The sequence below is a fragment of the uncultured Marivirga sp. genome, assembly GCF_963974845.1.
GTDB classification, from domain to species: domain Bacteria; phylum Bacteroidota; class Bacteroidia; order Cytophagales; family Cyclobacteriaceae; genus Marivirga; species Marivirga harenae.
Window position 1 is genome coordinate 421979 of sequence record NZ_CAXBEQ010000001.1, and the last position, 18280, is coordinate 440258.

The 18280-nt window shown below is 36.1% G+C and carries 10 protein-coding genes; all 10 read left to right on the plus strand.

The genetic code is table 11. The annotated features are described in order from the left end of the window. Positions 1-5 precede the first annotated feature (5 nt). The 10 genes from AAC601_RS01885 (at position 6) to sprA (ending at position 18262) form a co-directional block, all read left to right on the plus strand. Entirely contained in the window at positions 6-1769 is a 1764-nt protein-coding gene (locus tag AAC601_RS01885; protein WP_340152311.1) for a tetratricopeptide repeat protein, read from the plus strand. Then, positions 1753-2493: a DUF4292 domain-containing protein gene (locus tag AAC601_RS01890; RefSeq protein ID WP_303267947.1), complete on the plus strand. Its 741-nt coding sequence runs from the start codon at positions 1753-1755 to the stop codon at positions 2491-2493. Before AAC601_RS01885 ends, AAC601_RS01890 begins: the two co-directional genes overlap by 17 nt. Continuing rightward, complete coding sequence (locus AAC601_RS01895) at positions 2483-3688, plus strand: peptidoglycan DD-metalloendopeptidase family protein (protein WP_340152312.1); 1206 nt, start codon at positions 2483-2485, stop codon at positions 3686-3688. Before AAC601_RS01890 ends, AAC601_RS01895 begins: the two co-directional genes overlap by 11 nt. 142 nt (positions 3689-3830) lie before the next feature. Continuing rightward, positions 3831-4073: a twin-arginine translocase TatA/TatE family subunit gene (gene tatA / locus AAC601_RS01900; protein ID WP_013455447.1), complete on the plus strand. Its 243-nt coding sequence runs from the start codon at positions 3831-3833 to the stop codon at positions 4071-4073. 2 nt (positions 4074-4075) lie between these two features. Next, the gene (gatA, locus tag AAC601_RS01905; RefSeq protein WP_340152313.1) at positions 4076-5500 is read left to right on the plus strand and encodes an Asp-tRNA(Asn)/Glu-tRNA(Gln) amidotransferase subunit GatA; all 1425 of its coding nucleotides are present in this window, start codon (positions 4076-4078) and stop codon (positions 5498-5500) included. Between the two features lie 20 nt (positions 5501-5520). Then, on the plus strand, positions 5521-6978 hold the full coding sequence (locus AAC601_RS01910; protein ID WP_340152314.1) for a LysM peptidoglycan-binding domain-containing protein: 1458 nt from the start codon (positions 5521-5523) through the stop codon (positions 6976-6978). Between the two features lie 10 nt (positions 6979-6988). Beyond that, complete coding sequence (locus AAC601_RS01915) at positions 6989-8095, plus strand: DUF4837 family protein (protein ID WP_340152315.1); 1107 nt, start codon at positions 6989-6991, stop codon at positions 8093-8095. Between the two features lie 141 nt (positions 8096-8236). Continuing rightward, entirely contained in the window at positions 8237-10516 is a 2280-nt protein-coding gene (locus AAC601_RS01920) for an NADP-dependent malic enzyme (protein WP_303267953.1), read from the plus strand. Continuing rightward, on the plus strand, positions 10513-11106 hold the full coding sequence (ruvA, locus tag AAC601_RS01925; protein ID WP_303267954.1) for a Holliday junction branch migration protein RuvA: 594 nt from the start codon (positions 10513-10515) through the stop codon (positions 11104-11106). The genes AAC601_RS01920 and ruvA overlap by 4 nt, the downstream gene beginning before the upstream one ends. 67 nt (positions 11107-11173) lie before the next feature. Further along, positions 11174-18262, plus strand: coding sequence for a cell surface protein SprA (sprA, locus tag AAC601_RS01930; RefSeq protein ID WP_340152316.1), 7089 nt, complete (start codon positions 11174-11176; stop codon positions 18260-18262). Positions 18263-18280 lie beyond the last annotated feature (18 nt).

Sequence of the window (18280 nt, forward strand, 5' to 3'; positions counted from 1 at the left end):
ATAGAGTGGAAATTAAGATAGGGAATAGCGTTAGCATTTTGTTTTTTGTGGTTCTTTTGATGAGTTCAGCTTTTGTGGTGAATGCACAAGTACCTGAAACTCCTCAGCAGGAGGATATTTTGCCTGACGCTGATCCTTTAAAGGTTGATCGATTCAATGTCGAGTTTTTGATAGTAGAGGGAATGCACTTTTTGGCAATCGATAATCCTTCTAAAGCATTGGACAGCTTTATGAAAGCGCACCAAATAATGCCTGAGAATTCTGCCTTGAATTTTAAAATTGCCAAAATTCTAAAGGATAGTGAAGATACCGAACAGGCACTTTTTTATATTTCAAAAGCAACTGATGAGGAACCTAATAATTATTACTATCAGGCCTTGCAAGCTGAAATTTATACTGACTTAGGGGATTTATCCAGTGCGATAGATACATACGAAGTCTTGTATAAACTCAATGAAGAAGCTCCAGATGATTATTTATTGGAACTAGCGGCATTATATCTGTATAATGGAAACCCTAATTCAGCTTTAAAAACATATGATAGGATTGAGCAGCGTTTGGGAGTTTTGGAGGAAGTTAGTACTCAGAAACAAAAGATCTATTTAAAACAAAACAAGTTAAAAGAAGCGATTGCGGAAGGAAAGCGGCTTGTTAAGGCGTATCCTAAAGTAGGGAGCTATGCAGTTTCCGTTGCGCAAATATTAGTTTCAAATGATAAAAAATTGGAGGCAGTCGATTATTTGAAGGAATATTTGAATGAACATCCAAATCAAGCGCTAGTAGAAATGGAATTGGCTAAGCTATACAGACAAACCAATGAAATTGATTTGGCATTAAAGTATTTTAAGAAAGCATTTAACTCTGAGGAAATCCAATTAGAAGATAAGTTGAATAATTTCGTTGCTCTTATTCAAAAGTTATCAGAGAATGAAAATAATTCAGAACTTAAGCAGCTAGGATCTAATATTTTAAAGGTTCACTCCAATGATGCCAATGCCTATGCTGCTAATGGTGATTTACACTTTGCTCTAAAGGAAATGGACAGTGCTCAATACTTCTATGAAAGGGCAGTTAAAATTAATGGCAATAACCTACAACTTTGGCAAAACCTATTGTCATTAGAAATGGAAAAGAATAATTACCAAAAAGTAATTGATTATGCTGATGAAGCCATTTCTTATTTCCCAAATCAGCCCGTTTTATATTTATATGGTGGCTCGGCACATTTTTCATTGAAGAATTTCAAAAATGCCATTATGATGTGGGAGCAAGGGAAGTCAATTGTTTACGGAAATGATAGAATGAAAAGCAGTTTTGCCGCCCAGTTAGCGGATGCTTATCATGCCGATAAGCAATATGAAAAAGCCTTTTCAACCTATGAAGAAGCGATCAAAGCAAACCCAAATAATTATTTCGCCATCAATAACTATACTTACTATTTGTCATTAAAAAAGAAAAATTTAGAGAGGGCGAAAGAGCTTTCAAGTAGAATGGTGAAAGCAAACCCAGAAAATACCACCTTTTTGGATACTTACGGTTGGGTACTTTTTCAAAATGAAGAATACGAAGAAGCTCTAAGAGTTTTGGAAAAAGCGGCAGAAAATCAAACTTCTGCTACTATTGTCGAACATTACGCTGATGCTTTATTTAAAGTAGGTCAAAAAGAAAAAGCATTGGAACAATGGAAGAAAGCCAAATCTTTAGGTGGAGCTTCTGATTTAATTGATAAAAAAATAGCTGATAAAAAATATTATGATGCGTCTATTTAGTGTGCTGTTATGCTCTGCAGTTTTAGTATTATCCTCTTGCGGTAAAAAGCTTTTACCTACTTCCTCAATAGAAGAAGAGTATGCTCTGGAGAGATTTGATTTCGATTATTTACAAGCAAAATCAAAGATCAGATTCAGCTCTCCTGACAGAAGCTTAAGTTCAAGCGCAAGTATCAGAATGAAGAAGGACAGTATTATTTGGATTTCTGTTTCTCCGGTTTTCGGAATTGAGGCAGCCAGAGGATTCATCAGTCAAGATACTATTGTTTTTATGGATAGGGTTAATAAGGACGTTTATCGATATAATTACCAAAGTTTAAGCAATGCGCTTAATTTTGATATTAATTTTGAAATGATCCAGTCTATTATTTTAGGAAACCAGGTTTTTGATTTTAAAAGGAATGATAATTTTTCCAAAAGAGCGGGAGAATTGAAAATTGCTCAACAAAGGGGTAGGTTTGAATTGGAAACTCGAGCCTCTTCCAAAAATAGGAAGGTAGAAAACGTGAAAGTTCGGGAGATACCAGACGGAAGTAGAATGGAAATTATTTTTTCCGAATTTAACATAGTGGCAAATCAGGCATTTCCATTCAATACTAATGTTGAAATTATAGCCAAAGGAACAGAGGAATCGACACAAGTTGAAATTAATCACTCAAAAGTGGAAGTAAGTGATAGTCCAATTTCTTTCCCTTTCAGTGTCCCGGGTAAGTATGAAAATTAATTTTTTACATATAGTCATTTTTGCCTTACTTTTTTTTGGAAGTAATTCCATTTTGGCTCAAAAATCTAGGGAAGAGCTTGAAAAAGAAAAGAAGGAAAACCTAGAAAAAATTAGCCAGGCAGAAAAAATATTAAGCCAAACCACTTCTAAGAAAAAAGCTACAATTGGTCAGCTGAATGCCTTAAACTATAAAATTGAGGCTCAACAATCTCTCACAAATTCGATTTCTAACGAGCTAAATTTATTAAATCAAAAATTAAATGAAATTGGCAGTATCATTAACTCAATGGAATCTGACCTAGACAAAATGAAAGCTGAGTACGCTAGTATGCTTTATGCAACTCAAAAAAGCAATCAGTCATTGAGTAAATTGGCTTATGTTTTTGCCTCCTCCTCCTTTTACGAGATGTTCATGCGTCTCAAGTACATGGAATATTATGGCAAAATGCGTAGGCAACAAGCTAATCAAATTGAAATGATCAAAGATTTGTTAATTGGCCAAAAGGAAAGTGTTGAAGAGGTGAGAATTGAGAAGAGTACTTTATTACAGGAACAAATATTCAGAAATAGGGAACTCAACAAATTGAAACTGCAGCAGAGTGATTTGGTAGCAGAGTTGAATAAAAGAGAGAAGCAGGTCAAAAATGAAATAGAAGAGCGGAAGAAGGCAGTTGATAATCTTGAGAAAATTATAGCAGACCTAATAAAGAAAGAAATTGAGAAAAGTTCTAAGGGTACTTCTTCTACTAAATTTGCATTAACCCCGGAAGCTAAGGAATTATCAGATTCATTTGCTGGCAACCGAAATAAGCTGTTTTGGCCTGTTAACTCTGGTTTTATCACACAAAAATTCGGGACACACCCGCATCCAGTATATAAGAATATTCAGATAAAAAATGATGGGGTTGATATTCAAACCAATGAAAATGAGGAAATAAGAGCAGTTTTTGACGGTGAAGTCAGAAATGTTGCATTTATTCCGGGGATGAACAATGTAGTGATGGTGCAGCATGGAGAATATTTCACTGTTTATGCTAAATTGAAAGATGTAAAAGTAACAAAAGGGGATAAGGTGGACGCTAAACAGTCATTGGGTACAGTATATACCAATGGTGATGGAACATCGGAAATCCAGTTTCAAGTCTGGAAAAATAGCCAGAAGCTAAATCCTGAGCAATGGTTGTTTAAGAAGTAAGTTTTGAAATTAAAGTGTCAGCCTTGAACTATTTACCCATTCTCAGCCTTTAGCTTAAATAAGCAATCAATTTTTTGATGAGTGATTGCTTAGGCAGTTAAATATTAATTAACTTTACATTCACATTTATAATAATTGAGCAATGAACACAGTATTTGCATTTTTAGGAGGATTAGGAGGATGGGAAATTCTTCTAATCATGTTGGTGATTTTAATATTTTTTGGTGCTAAAAGAATTCCAGACCTTGCTAGAGGACTAGGAAAAGGTATCAGAGAGTTTAAAGACGCTACTACAGAAATAAAAGACAATATTGAAGATGGAGGTACTAAAAACACTACCTCTAAAACAGATAGCACAGAAAGTAGCAATACTAAAGACCAATAAAATTGGAGACCTATCACAGTCTAAAACAACTTCAGCTTGGTCTGAAGCAAAATAAGTATTCCCTAAAATCAGTTGTAGAACATTATTTAAAGCAAATTGAGGAGCAAAAGCACCTCAATGTGTTTTTAGATGTATATGCAAATGAAGCATTAGCAAAAGCTGAAAATCTGCAAAAGAAGCTTATTGCTGGTAAGCCTTTAGGGAAATTATTTGGACTTGTGATTGGGATAAAAGATGTATTGGTTCAAAAAGGCTACCAAGTGAGGTCTGCCTCTAAGATTTTAGAAGGTTTTGAATCGCAGTTTACTGGAACAGCTGTCCAAAGATTAATCGATGAAGATGCCATAATAATTGGAGTCGAAAACTGTGATGAGTTTGCAATGGGCTCTTCCAATGAGAATTCGGCTTTTGGCCCCACCTTAAATGCAGCGGATAATTCCAAAGTGCCAGGAGGTTCTTCAGGAGCATCTGCCGTAGCCGTTCAAGCCGGTTTGTGCATGGCTTCTTTAGGTACAGATACTGGAGGTTCAGTTAGGCAACCTGCTGCCTTTTGTGGTGTTGTAGGTATTAAGCCTACCTATTCCAGAGTTTCAAGATATGGGTTAATTGCCTTTGCTTCTTCTTTTGATTGTATAGGTGTTTTCTCTAAAAATGTTGAGGACAATGCCCAAATATTAGAAGTAATTGCGGGTCATGATGAATTTGATAGTACGGTTTCTAATGAGTCTGTACCTGCGTATTCAAAAGATCTTCAGCTTAGCAAAAAGCTAAAAATTGCATACTTAAAGGAGACTTTAGAAAATGAAGCGCTCCAAACGGAAATTAAGGAAGCAACTGTAGCCAAACTGGATTGGTTGAGAAGTCAGGGGCACCAAGTCGTTGAAGTAACTTTTCCGCATTTAGATTACTTATTGCCCACCTACTACATTTTAACAACTGCCGAGGCAAGTGCTAATTTATCCCGTTTTGATGGAGTCCGCTATGGGTATAGAGCGCCAGAAGCACACAATATGGAAAGTATGTACAAACTTTCTCGTTCTCAAGGGTTTGGTGAGGAAGTAAAACGGAGGATTATGCTAGGTACTTTTGTGCTGTCGGCCAGTTACTATGACGCGTATTACACTAAAGCCCAAAAAGTAAGAAGGATTATTAGAGACGAAACGAGAAAAATGCTGGCAGAATATGACTTTATTGTCTTGCCAACTACTCCAACCACGGCATTTCCTTTAGGTGCAAATAGAGATAATCCTGCTGAAATGTACTTAGAGGATGTTTTTACCGTTCAAGCTAATGTGACTGGTGTCCCTGCCATTTCTATTCCAAATGGCGTGGATGCAAAAAATTTACCCATTGGCTTGCAAATAATGACGGACGTATTCAAAGAAAGTGAATTATATGCGTTTGCTGATTATTTGATGAAATCATAATCTTATTATAAATTAGTGTGATGGTTAAAAAAATATGTGTTTTTGGCTTTTTATGGTGGCTGTTCCTAACTCCAGTTTTCGGCCAACAATTCATATACGATATAGAAAATGTAATTCCTGACTCTATATCTGCTTCAAATACTGAATCAGATCAGGAAAATGATAGTCTTATTAAAATATCTCATCATTATGAATATGTTCCTGAATATGAGCAAGAAATTGTACAGGAAAGACTAACTCAGATTGAAAATGAAATTCCGTTAACCTATAACCCAATTGTCAATTCATTTATCAATTATTTCACTGTAACTAATAGAGAATATACTAGAAAGGTAGCCAAGTTACAAAGCAAATATTTTCCAATGATCGAAAGCTACTTGGAAAAATACGATTTACCAGATGAACTAAAGTATTTAGCCATTGTAGAGTCTGGTTTAAATCCAAAAGCTAAGTCTCCCGCGGGTGCTGTCGGGCTCTGGCAATTTATGCCGCTTACTGCTAGACTGGATTATGGATTAAACGAAAATTGGTATATAGATGAGAAAATGGATATGGAAAAGTCTACTGATGCGGCTTGCAGATATCTTTCTTTTCTTTATAAATATTTCTACAATGATTGGCAATTAGCTTTAGCAGCTTATAATACTGGGCCTGGTAATGTGAGAAAAGCGATTAGGAGAAGTGGTTATAAAAAAGATTTTTGGGAGATTTATCCGTATTTATATAGAGAAACAAGGTCTTATGTCCCTCAATTTATTGCTATCATGTACAGCATGAATTATTTGGAAGAGCACAATCTCTTTATAGAGGAATTCGAATACATGCCTAAATATGAAACCATTTCTGTTTCAGGATTTTTAAGTTTGCCATTATTTGCAGAGCATTCTGGTATTTGTATTGATGTTTTAGATGATCTAAACCCTGAGCTCAAGCGGGGTGTGATTTCTGATAATCACACTTTGTATAAATTACGTATTCCATCTCATCAAAAAGATTTTGTAGTTGCAAATTTGGACGAAATCATGAGGTTTGCCGGACAAGGAAAAGAACATTTTGAAAGATTGGCAAGAAATGAAGTGGGGAGTACTTATGGAAGACAAAAATTGAATTATAAGGTGCAGTCGGGAGATGTATTGGGTAAAATTGCACAAACTTATAATGTTAGAATCGCGGATTTACAGCAATGGAATAATTTGAGAGGCACTGTCATAAGAGTTGGTCAACCACTAAGTATTTGGATCGCAGATGATTTTTACGATAATGTGAACAAAAAACTTGCTTCTATAAGCAGAAGCTCTGCAACTGATATTGATCAAGCTTTGAAAACTGGGGAATATAAAGTTCAAGATGGAGATACATTATGGGATATTTCCAGAAAATTTGATGGACTTTCGGTAGAGAAGTTGAAAAAAATAAATAATTTGGAGGGAAATGGTATTAAACCAGGTCAGATCCTTAAAATTAAAGAAAATTCATAATTCTATAATCATGTTGAAAATCAATAAATTATATATCTTATCGGTCATGCTCTTATTTTCCCTTCTCACAGTTTCGTGTGGTGATGAAGGCAAAGGTGGACAAGAAGATGATGGTTCAAAATCTACTTTACAAAAAGCGAGAGGAGAAGCAGGAGAAGTTATTTTAGTTATCCCGCCCAGCTTATGGGAAGGACAGCTGGGTGACCTATTGAGAGAAATTTTTACTTCCAATGTTACAGTCTTGCCTCAAGATGAAAAACTATATGATTTAAAACCTGTGGACCCGAGTAAATTTAACAGTGTTTTTAAGGCTTCTCAGAATTTGATGTTTGTCGCTACTTTGGATAATGAAAAACCAGAGGGAAAATACATGAAAAAGTATTTTACGGAAAACTCATTAAATCAAATAGAAAAAAAACCTGATTTGTTTTCTTTCAATCAGGAAGATGTTTATGCTCGAGGGCAGGAAGTACTGTACCTATTTGGAAGAAATGAAGAGGAGCTGATAAAGAATATAAATTCGAATAGATCAGGGATCAAAGAATTTTTTAATGACAAAGAAGCGGAAAGATTAGTAGCTAGTTTCAAAAAGACAGCGCAAAAAGGTATTATGAATTATATTCAAGATTCTTTAAATCTTGAGTTAATTGTGCCGGTTGGTTTTGATGTAGCGCAAAAAAGTGAAGACTTTATTTGGGTAAGGGAATTAGATTCTAAAGAGGAGTATAACATTTGGATGGTGAAAATGCCTTATAATGATGAATCTGTGTTTGATCCTGATCAAATTAAATCTTTTAGAAATTCGCTAGGGGAAAAATACATCACAGACAAGGATCTTCCCGATTTACATCTAACCAGTCAGGACGAAATGGACTTCGTTATTGATACCATAAACCTGAACAATAATTATGCTTTAAGAATAAAAGGATTGTGGAAGTATTCTGACAATTCTAGAGGGGGTTCATTTGTGAGTTACTTGTTTGCTAACGAAGAATCTGGGGATTTGTATTACCTAGAAGGCTATGTGGATGCACCCGGAGAGTCAAAAAGGGAACCCATGCGCAGGTTAAAAGCAATATTGGGTACTGCTAAGGTCCCTGAAAGTATCAAAGACTAAAATTCACTAAAATGCTTTATTAAGCTGAATTTTGTCATAGTCTTTCCTACATTTACTTAATAATTGTTTTATTATTTTCAATTGAGGAGAATGTGAAGTTCTCCTGCTTCAACGTAGATATTCATTTTTATATAAATTGTTATGCCTAAAAAAGTTCGTAGACAAGACGCATTAAACTATCATATGCAAGGCACACCCGGGAAGATTGAAGTGGTGCCTACCAAAATGTTAAGCTCTCAGTCGGATTTGGCATTGGCCTATTCTCCTGGAGTGGCTGAACCTTGTAAAGAAATAGAGAAAGATAAAGAAAATGCTTATAAATACACTGCTAAGGGTAATTTAGTAGGTGTGGTTTCCAATGGAACAGCAGTTTTGGGTTTGGGAGATATTGGACCTGATGCATCAAAACCAGTAATGGAAGGAAAAGGTGTTTTGTTTAAAAAATTTGCTGGAATTGATGTTTTTGATATTGAAATTCAAGAGAAGGATCCTAAGAAGTTAATTGAGATCATTAAATCTTTGGAGCCAACTTTCGGTGGGATAAATCTAGAGGATATTAAAGCCCCTGAATGCTTTGAAGTGGAAACTGCCTTAAAAGAGCAGATGAATATTCCTGTGATGCATGATGACCAACACGGGACGGCCATAATATCCAGTGCCGCTTTAATCAATGCATTGGAATTGGTGGGTAAAAAAATAGAAGAAGTTAAAATAGTAGTGATGGGAGCAGGTGCTGCTGCCATCTCTTGTACTAAGCTTTATCATTCTTTAGGAGCAAAAATCGAAAACATTTATATGTTTGACAGAAAGGGTCTCTTAACAAAGGATAGAGATGATTTGAGTGAACAAGGAAAGCTTTTTGCTTCCGCTAATAAAGATGTTCACGATCTATACGATGCTATGAAAGGTGCTGATGTGTTTCTGGGCTTATCAGCTGGAAATGTTATCAATAAAAAGCATATAAAGGCAATGGCCGACAACCCTATAGTTTTTGCTTTAGCCAATCCAGATCCGGAAATTCCATATGCAGATGCAATGGCGGCACGTAAGGATATTATTATGGCTACTGGAAGATCTGACCATCCTAATCAGGTAAATAATGTAATTGGTTTTCCGTATATTTTTAGAGGTGCTTTGGATGTTAGAGCCACGGCTATTAATGAAGATATGAAACTGGCTGCTGCTTATGCAATAGCTGAATTGGCCAAGCAACCTGTTCCTGAATTAATAAACAAGGCATACGATGACCAAAAAATTGTTTTTGGTAGAGAGTACCTGATTCCAAAACCGCTGGATCCTCGGTTAATAACAACAATTTCTCCTGCTGTGGCCAATGCGGCCATGAAATCTGGTGTTGCGAAAACAAATATTAGAGACTGGTCTCAATATGAAGTCGAACTCCAAAAAAGGATAGGAGTTGACCAGAAATTGATGAATAGAATCTTAACCAAAGCTAAAAAAGATCCAAAGCGCGTTGTATTTTCAGAGGCTGATAATGCTAACATACTTAAGGCCGTGCAGATGGTCATCGATGAAGGGATTGCTCAGCCGATTTTATTAGGGAATCGTAAAAAGATTGAAGCCCTAATTGAAACTCATCAGTTAGATTTAGGAGGGGTTGACATCATTGATAATTTCCTGGATGATGATAAACGTCAAGAGTATGGAAAGGTACTATATGATAAAAGAAAGCGAAAAGGAGTTACTCAATATGAAGCTGTAAAATTAATGCGTGACCGAAATTATTTCGGAAGTATGATGGTGGAATTGGGTGAAGCTGATGCCATGATTTCAGGGCTTACTAAAGATTACCCTAAAACTATTAGGCCTGCATTGGAGATCATTGGATCAGAAGAGGGAAAGCGAGTTGCAGGTATGTATATCTTATTGACCAAGAAGGGTACTTTCTTTTTCTCCGACACCACGGTAAATACAAATCCCACTGTGGATGAACTAGTGGAAATAATCGGTTTAACAGCTAGAGGTGCCAGAGTATTTGGTTATGAGCCTCGAATGGCAGTTTTATCTTATTCTAATTTTGGTAGCAGTAAAGGAGAGATACCAGAAAAAACAGCTAAAGCTCGAAAAATAGCTAAAGAAAAATGGCCTGATCTGATCATCGATGGTGATATTCAAGCCAATATTGCAGTAAATGAAGAGTTATTAAAGGAAACGTATCCATTTAGCGAACTGGCGGATAAGGGAGCCAATACATTTATTTTTCCAAGCTTAGCTTCAGGGAATATTGCTTACAAATTATTGATGGAGTTAGGAAATGCAGAAGCAATTGGACCAATTTTGCTAGGGATGAATAAACCAGTGCATATTCTTCAGCTTGGTAGTTCAATTCGAGAAATAGTAAATATGGTAGCCATCTCAGTAGTGGATGCACAAGACCATCAGAATAGATCTAACTTATGATTTCATTTTTAAAAGGACTCATTATTGAGCTAGAACCTACCCACCTAATCATTGAGGTGGGTGGCGTTGGTTATCATGTCAACATTCCGCTTTCAGCATATGATGCATTAAAAAATAAAAAAGAAGCAAAGATTTTGACTCATTTCCACGTCAAAGAAGATGCTCAAACACTTTATGGATTTTATTTACCAGGAGAACGAGCAGTATTTTTAGATTTGATCGGGATTTCAGGAATTGGCCCTTCAACTGCAATTGGCATGTTATCGGCTATGAATCCAAGTGAAATCAAATCTGCAATTGTATCGGAAAACGTAAAGCAAATTCAATCCATTAAAGGTATTGGCGGTAAAACTGCTCAAAGGGTGATCTTGGAATTAAAAGATAAATATAAAAAAGAAGGTTTAATTTCAGAATCTAGCCATTCTTCTGTGGTTTCAAACAATAGCTTAAGAAATGAAGCGTTATCAGCTTTGATAAATTTAGGGTTCGCTAAAAATTCCGCTGAAAAGGTTATTGATAAGATATTGCAAGCTAACAAGGAAAATATTACTTTAGAGCAATTAATTAAGCAAGCCTTAAAATCAGCCTAAACTAAATTGTATTTTGCAAAGTAGAAGCTTTCAACTTCTTTTACGGGTTTTAATAATTTTTTTCCTCTTGATTGGAGGACATTATCAGCTATTCTCTAAAAGTAACGGATTCAGTTATGAAATGTTTCAGGAGGTACAGCAAGCTCAGGATACTGTTAAAACAGATAGTACCAAAGTAGATAGCGTAAAGAATTATCAACCCAGCAGGCGACCAACTTATCAAGCACAAGACCGCTACGGAGACCCTTTTTCTAATGATTTAGGAAATAGTCCATTATTGCTGGAAGACCCTGCTGCCTTAAGTTTGGATGTAGAAATTGATACTGGTTTCAATTATTCAATTTATGAGACCATAGGTGATATTGATTTTCGGCCGACATCATCCATGACCTACGAGGAATTTGCAAAGTATCAGGATGATCGAATTCTAAAAGAATATTGGAAAGAAAGGTCATTAGGTTTAGATGGTGAAAGTGCTGTGAGTGGCCGATCATTAATTCCTCCCCTTTATGTAAGCCCGGTTTTTGATAGATTATTTGGAGGTAGCTTCGTGGAATTGATCCCAAATGGATTTATCACTTTAGATTTTGGTGGGAGATTTACTCGGAATGAAAACCCTAACCTGCCAGTACAACAACAAAGATACTCAAGCTTTGAATTTGATCAGCAAATTAATATGAATGCGGTAGGTAAAGTAGGAGAAAAACTTGCCGTGACTGCCAATTTTGCCAATAATAATTCCTTTGATTTTCAGAATGATTTAAAAGTAGAGTACACGGGTTATGAGGAAGAGATTCTCAAGAAAATTGAAATTGGAAATGTGAGTATGCCGGTAAATAACTCACTAATGTCAGGGGCTCAAAACCTGTTCGGTGTAAAGACGCAAATGCAATTCGGGCATTTATTTGTTACCAGTGTTGCCTCAACACAGAGAGGAAAAGCGGAGAGTGTGAAAGTTGAAGGTGGGTCACAGAGACAAGAATTTGAAGTGCGTTCCTCAGATTATGATGAAAATAGACATTTCTTTTTAGGGCATTTCTTTAGAAATAATTATGAAAGATGGTTGAATGGATTGCCCCGGGTAAATTCCAGTTTAGATGTAAGAAGAGTAGAAGTGTATATTTTAAATAGGAACCAGAATACCCAAAACCTAAGATCTATTGCTGCCTTTATGGATTTGGGGGAAGCTAATCCCAATAATATAAACCAACCTCAATATTTACAATCAGGAATTTCAAATTCTAGCCCTACTGATAATGATGCCAATGACTTGTGGGCAGAAATCAATAATTACAGTAAAAATTATGATAATTTTCTTAATTCCTTAGAAACATCAAGCCCTGAATTGTCTCGTACAGTCGATTATGAAATCATAAATGTAGCAAGGAAGTTAGATGCCACTGAATACAATTTTGATAAGGCCTTAGGTTATATCTCTCTCAGAAGACAGCTCCAAAACGATGAAATGTTGGCGGTTGCCTATGAATACACATACAATGGCCAGCGGTATCAAGTAGGTGAAATGGCAGAAAATTATGGTAGTAGGCCCGATGACGATGTAGTGTTATTGAAATTATTAAGACCCTCAAAAATTAATGTGGATGTTCCTACTTGGGATTTGATGATGAAAAATATTTACAATCTCCAAGGAAATCAAATCAGTCAGGAAGGATTTCAGCTAAGGATAATTTACAGAGATGATAGAACGGGTCAAGATAACCCTAGCTTACATGAAAGTTCGCTGAGAGATATTCCATTGCTCAGAGTCTTTAATCTTGATAGCCTCAATCAAAATAATGACCCTCAACCTGATGGTAACTTTGATTACATTAATGGCTTAACCATTAATCAGCAAGAAGGCAAGATAATTTTCCCAGTATTAGAGCCATTTGGAAGAAGTTTAGATAGTTTATTTAGAGATGATGAGCAAACCTTCAAAAGTAAATACGTCTTTAATACTTTATATCGATCTACTAAAAATGACGCACAACAACTTACTTCCAAAGATAAATTTTTTATAAAAGGACAGTATGAAAGTGGGTCTTCCACTGAAATTGCTTTGCCAGGCCTTAATATTGCTGAGAATTCAGTAAGGGTGAGTGCTGGTGGAACTCCGCTTCAAGAAGGGATTGACTATAGGGTTGACTATAATTTAGGCAGGGTTATTATATTGAATGAAGGAATTTTAAGCTCCGGACGGGATTTGGATATTGATTTCGAGACAGAAGATATGTTCAATTTTCAATCTAAAACTTTGATTGGAACTCGTTTCGATTATGTAGTAAGTGATAAATTCAATGTTGGCGCCACAGTCTTACGACACACCCAAAGACCGTTAGGAGTTTCTCGATACACCATTGGATCTGAACCATCAAGCAATACCAAGTGGGGATTAGATTTGAATTATAGTGATGAAGTCCCCTTCTTAACTAAGATGGTGGATTTCATTCCTTTTATTGATACCAAAGCGCCTTCTTCTCTGACTTTTAGAGGTGAATTTGCTCAATTGATACCAGGCACAAGTAGTCAGGTAGATGGCGAAGGTACTGCTTACTTAGATGATTTCGAGCAGTCTGTAACGGTCAATAATTTAGGTAGCGATTTTGTGAGTTGGAATTTAGCAGCTACTCCTGCTACGCAAGACAATCGATTTGTAGGACAAGGAAAGTACGGGGCTAATAAAAAGAGAGCGAAACTTTCTTGGTATAATATTGATCTTACCTTTTACAACCGATCGGGGCAAAATCTCCCTGAAGTATCAGATGAAGCGAAAGAAAATCATTATGCCAGATATGTTTCTGCTCAAGAAATTTATAAAAATAGAGATGAAAATATAGGCTTAAATGCTCAACAAACCTTTGATATTGCATATTTTCCTGAAGAAAGAGGGATGTATAACTTTAACAGTGACTTAACTTCTGATGGTCTACTAAAAAATCCTAAACAGAACTGGGGGGGTATCACAAGGGCTATAACTTCTGAGGTAGATTTTGATAAAAATAATATTGAATATATTGAATTTTGGTTATTAGATCCTTTTATTGAAACTGAAAGAGGAGTGGTTGCGGATGGATCTGAAGACGCTACTAATAATACTACCGGAGGTAAGCTTTATTTTAATTTGGGAAGTGTATCTGAAGACATTTTACCTGATAATAAACTGGCTTATGAAAATGGACTTCCTGCTAATTACGATAATACAGCCGAAGTTGATGTAACGGAAGAGGGAAGAGTGCCATCCAATGCTCCAATAACTGATGTTTTTTCTACAGATCCTTCTGCTCGAGCGAACCAAGATATTGGTTTGGATGGAGTCAGAAACGATTTGGAAGCTGAGTTTTATTCTGATTTTGTCAATGAGATTAATGCCAACTCTGCGATTTCAGAAGAAGCAAAAGCTAGGATTTTGGCAGATGTCTCTGCAGATAATTTTCAATATTTTTTAGGAGATGAGTTCGATGCAAGAGAAGCTCCGATAGTAGAAAGGTATAAGAGCTTCAGCAATATGGAGGGAAATACTCCCGCTGGAAACGGGGGTGAAGATTTTAACCCATCTGGTAGTAGATATCCCAATTCTGAAGATTTGAATAATGATAGGACGGTATCCACTCTAGAAGAGTATTATGAATATGAAGTGCCTCTAACTAGAGGCAATCTGAACGTGGCTAACAATCCCTTAATTGTGGATGAAGTGACCGCTTCGAGTGATAATGAAAATGTAAAGTGGTATTTATTTAGGGTTCCGGTAAGAAATCCGTCAAGAACTCAAGGTGAGATTCAAGGGTTCAAAACTATCCGGTATATTAGAACAGTTCTTACAGATTTTGAACAGCCAGTTGTGTTAAGAATGGCTGATTTCCGTTTGGTGGGATCACAATGGCGTAAGTACGATGGGTCATTGGCGCGAACTGGAATTATTGAAACCCCAGAGCAAAAGCCCTCTAATTTGGTAATTTCTGCAGTTAGTATTGAAGCCAATTCTGAAAATGGTTCTGGTAAAGTTCCTTATGTTTTGCCTCCTGGCATATCACGTGATCAGGATATTGCTGCTGTGGCTAACCCAGTCAGACAGAATGAAAAATCTATTCAATTATGTGTTGATGATCTCGAGGAGGGTAAAGCTGTGGCAGCATTTAAGAACGTGAATTTTGATTTAATTAATTATAATACTCTTAAGATGTTTCTACATGCACAGGGCTCAAATATTTCAGATGATGACGTTACTGCTTTTGTGAGATTGGGAACTGATTTTGATGATAATTACTACGAAATTGAAATTCCCTTAAAAATTACACCTTATCAAACCACTGATCCAAGAGATATTTGGCCATTGGAGAATGAAATCGACCTTGATATTAATAAATTGTATGAACTAAAATCTAGAAGAAATAGAGTCTTAGGAAATCAAAATATACTATTGCCATATACCGAGCAATTTGGGAAATATACACTTACGGTAAGAGGAAGACCAGATATGAGCTCGGTGCAAACTATGATGGTAGGTATTCGTAATCCTGATGGCGGTAGTACTTTGCCGAAAGACGTTTGCGTTTGGGCTAATGAAATGCGGGTTACTGATTTTGATCAAACCAACGGTTGGGCAGCTAATGCTACTTTAAATGCAAAATTAGCGGATTTTGCCAATATCACTATGGGTACCAATTATTCAACAGTGGGTTTTGGTGGAATTGAACAAAACATTGCACAAAGAACAAGAGAAACCACGGAAGCATATGACATATCAGCTAATATTAGTTTAGGGAAATTTTTTGGGGATGAATCTGGTGTGAAAATCCCTATGTATTTGGGCTATCAAACTTTTACGGCCACTCCATTTTTTGATCCGAGAGATCCTGATATTCCTCTCACGGCTGCACTTGAAAGTTTTGAAACTGCTGAGGAGGCAGAAGATTATAGAAATTTAGTAGTTGATCAAGAAGTGAGAAGAAGTATAAATTTCACTAATGTTAGAAAGGAAAGAAAGCAAGTAGATAAACTAGTTTTGCCTTTTGCTATTTCAAATTTTGATTTTACCTATGCATATAGCGACATAAATCGAAGTAATTTACAAACAGCACAACTTGAAACTAGAAATTATAAAGGTGCAGTCGGTTATAATTATGGTTTTCCGAATGCTAGTATAGCACCACTGAAAGAGGTAGGCTTTTTGGGTTCGCCATATTTAAAGCTCATTCAAGATATTAATATTAATCCTTTACCTTCAACTTTCGGACTTCGTGCTGATCTGGATAGAAGTTATATAAAAACGCAATTACGAAACGACAGGCTTGGGATCGATGGAATTGAGCCTCAATTTCAAAAATCTTTTACATTAAACAGAAATTATAATCTTGATTGGAATCTAACCGAAAACATTAATATCAATTATTCCGCTAGAGCATTTTCAATCATTGATGAGGCTCCTGGAGAAATCAATACCGAAGAAAAAAGGGATAGCATTATGACCAATCTTCAAAACTTTGGTAGGATGAAGAATTTTGATCAAAGTGTAGTGACCGGGTACCAAGTCCCATTGAGTAAGATTCCGTTTACAGACTGGATATCAGCGGAAGCTCGTTATAAGGTTGATTTTAATTGGACTTCAGGATCTTTGAATCAAATAGATACTTTAGGCCACATCATACAGAACAGTAGTGAGTGGGGACTGAATTCGAGATTGGATATGAATAAACTTTATAATAAAGTTAAGATCTTGAATAGTATTAATAATCCTCCTAGACTTCGTGCAAACCAAAAAGACACAACCTGGACACAACCGGGCGCCCCAATCGTAAAAGGATTATTAAAACTACTGATGTCCGTAAAAAATATCACGGGTAGTTATAATGAAAGAGGAGGGACTCTACTTCCAGGATTTAGAAACAGAGTTTATCTTTTCGGACTTGACTCTTCCCTTACAGCACCTGGTCTTCCATTTGTGTTTGGTAGTCAAGATCCAAGTATAAGGTTTCGAGCCGCAGAGAATGATTGGCTAGCCCAGTCAACTTCTCAGTCAAATTTTTACACTCAATCAATCACCAAAACACTCGATTTGAAAGCCACACTTGAGCCAGCGAAAGATTTGAGTATTCAAATCGATGTTAATAGAACAGTGAACGAAAACTACAGCGAACTCTTTAGATTTAGTGATGAAGCTGATGCTTTCGTAAATCTAACTCCAACGAGAAGCGGGAATTATATAATGAGTTACAATATGATTAATACTGCATTTGTTCCTACTGATGAAAACAGTTCGTCCATTTTTGAAGAAGTACGCCAAAATCGAGATATATTAAGACAAAGACTCTCCACTCTCAATTCTAGTGGTGGTGAATATCAACTAAACCATCAAGATGTTTTAATCCCATCTTTCTTAGCGGCTTATACAGGCACATCTCCAGAGGAAATCTCAAATAATCCTTTTCCAAAAATTCCTCTTCCAAATTGGCGAGTTGATTATAAAGGTTTATCCAATATCAAGGCAATCAAAGAAGTATTTCCAAGCGTTAGTTTAAGTCATGCTTACGTATCCACATTAACGATTAATAATTATATAAATAATGCGGTTTACAGTGGAGAAAGTAATTTAAATCTTAGTAATAGTTTGGAAAACTATCCGCTACCAACAGCGGTTTCTGATAGCGGATTTTATTTACCAGTTTATACAATCGGTCAGGTTTTGATTTCAGAAAGGTTCTCACCTTTGATCGGAGTAAGCTTAAGAAGTTCTGGTAGATTAACAGCCAAATTTGAATATAAAAAAGAGAGAAACGTGGCGTTAAGCACAGAAACATCTCAAATTACAGATCAAAAAAGCAATGATATTGTGATCGATATTGGATTTACAGACCCTAATTTCACTTTACCATTTAAAGTCAAAGGTAGAACAGTCTCACTTGATAATGATTTGACTATGAATTTGAGTGTGACTGTCAGAGATACAGAAGTAGTGCAACGAACCTTAGATGATGGCAGGAATGTACTGGTTGATGGCACAATAAATTTCCAACTAAGGCCCACCATTAATTATACTGTAAATGAAAGATTAAACTTAAATTTTTATTTTCAAAGAAACTTCAACGAACCGAGAGTTCAAAACTCATTTCCAACCACAAATACGTCCTTTGGTGTACAAGTTCGCTTCGGATTGCAATAAATATTTTTGCATCCGAAA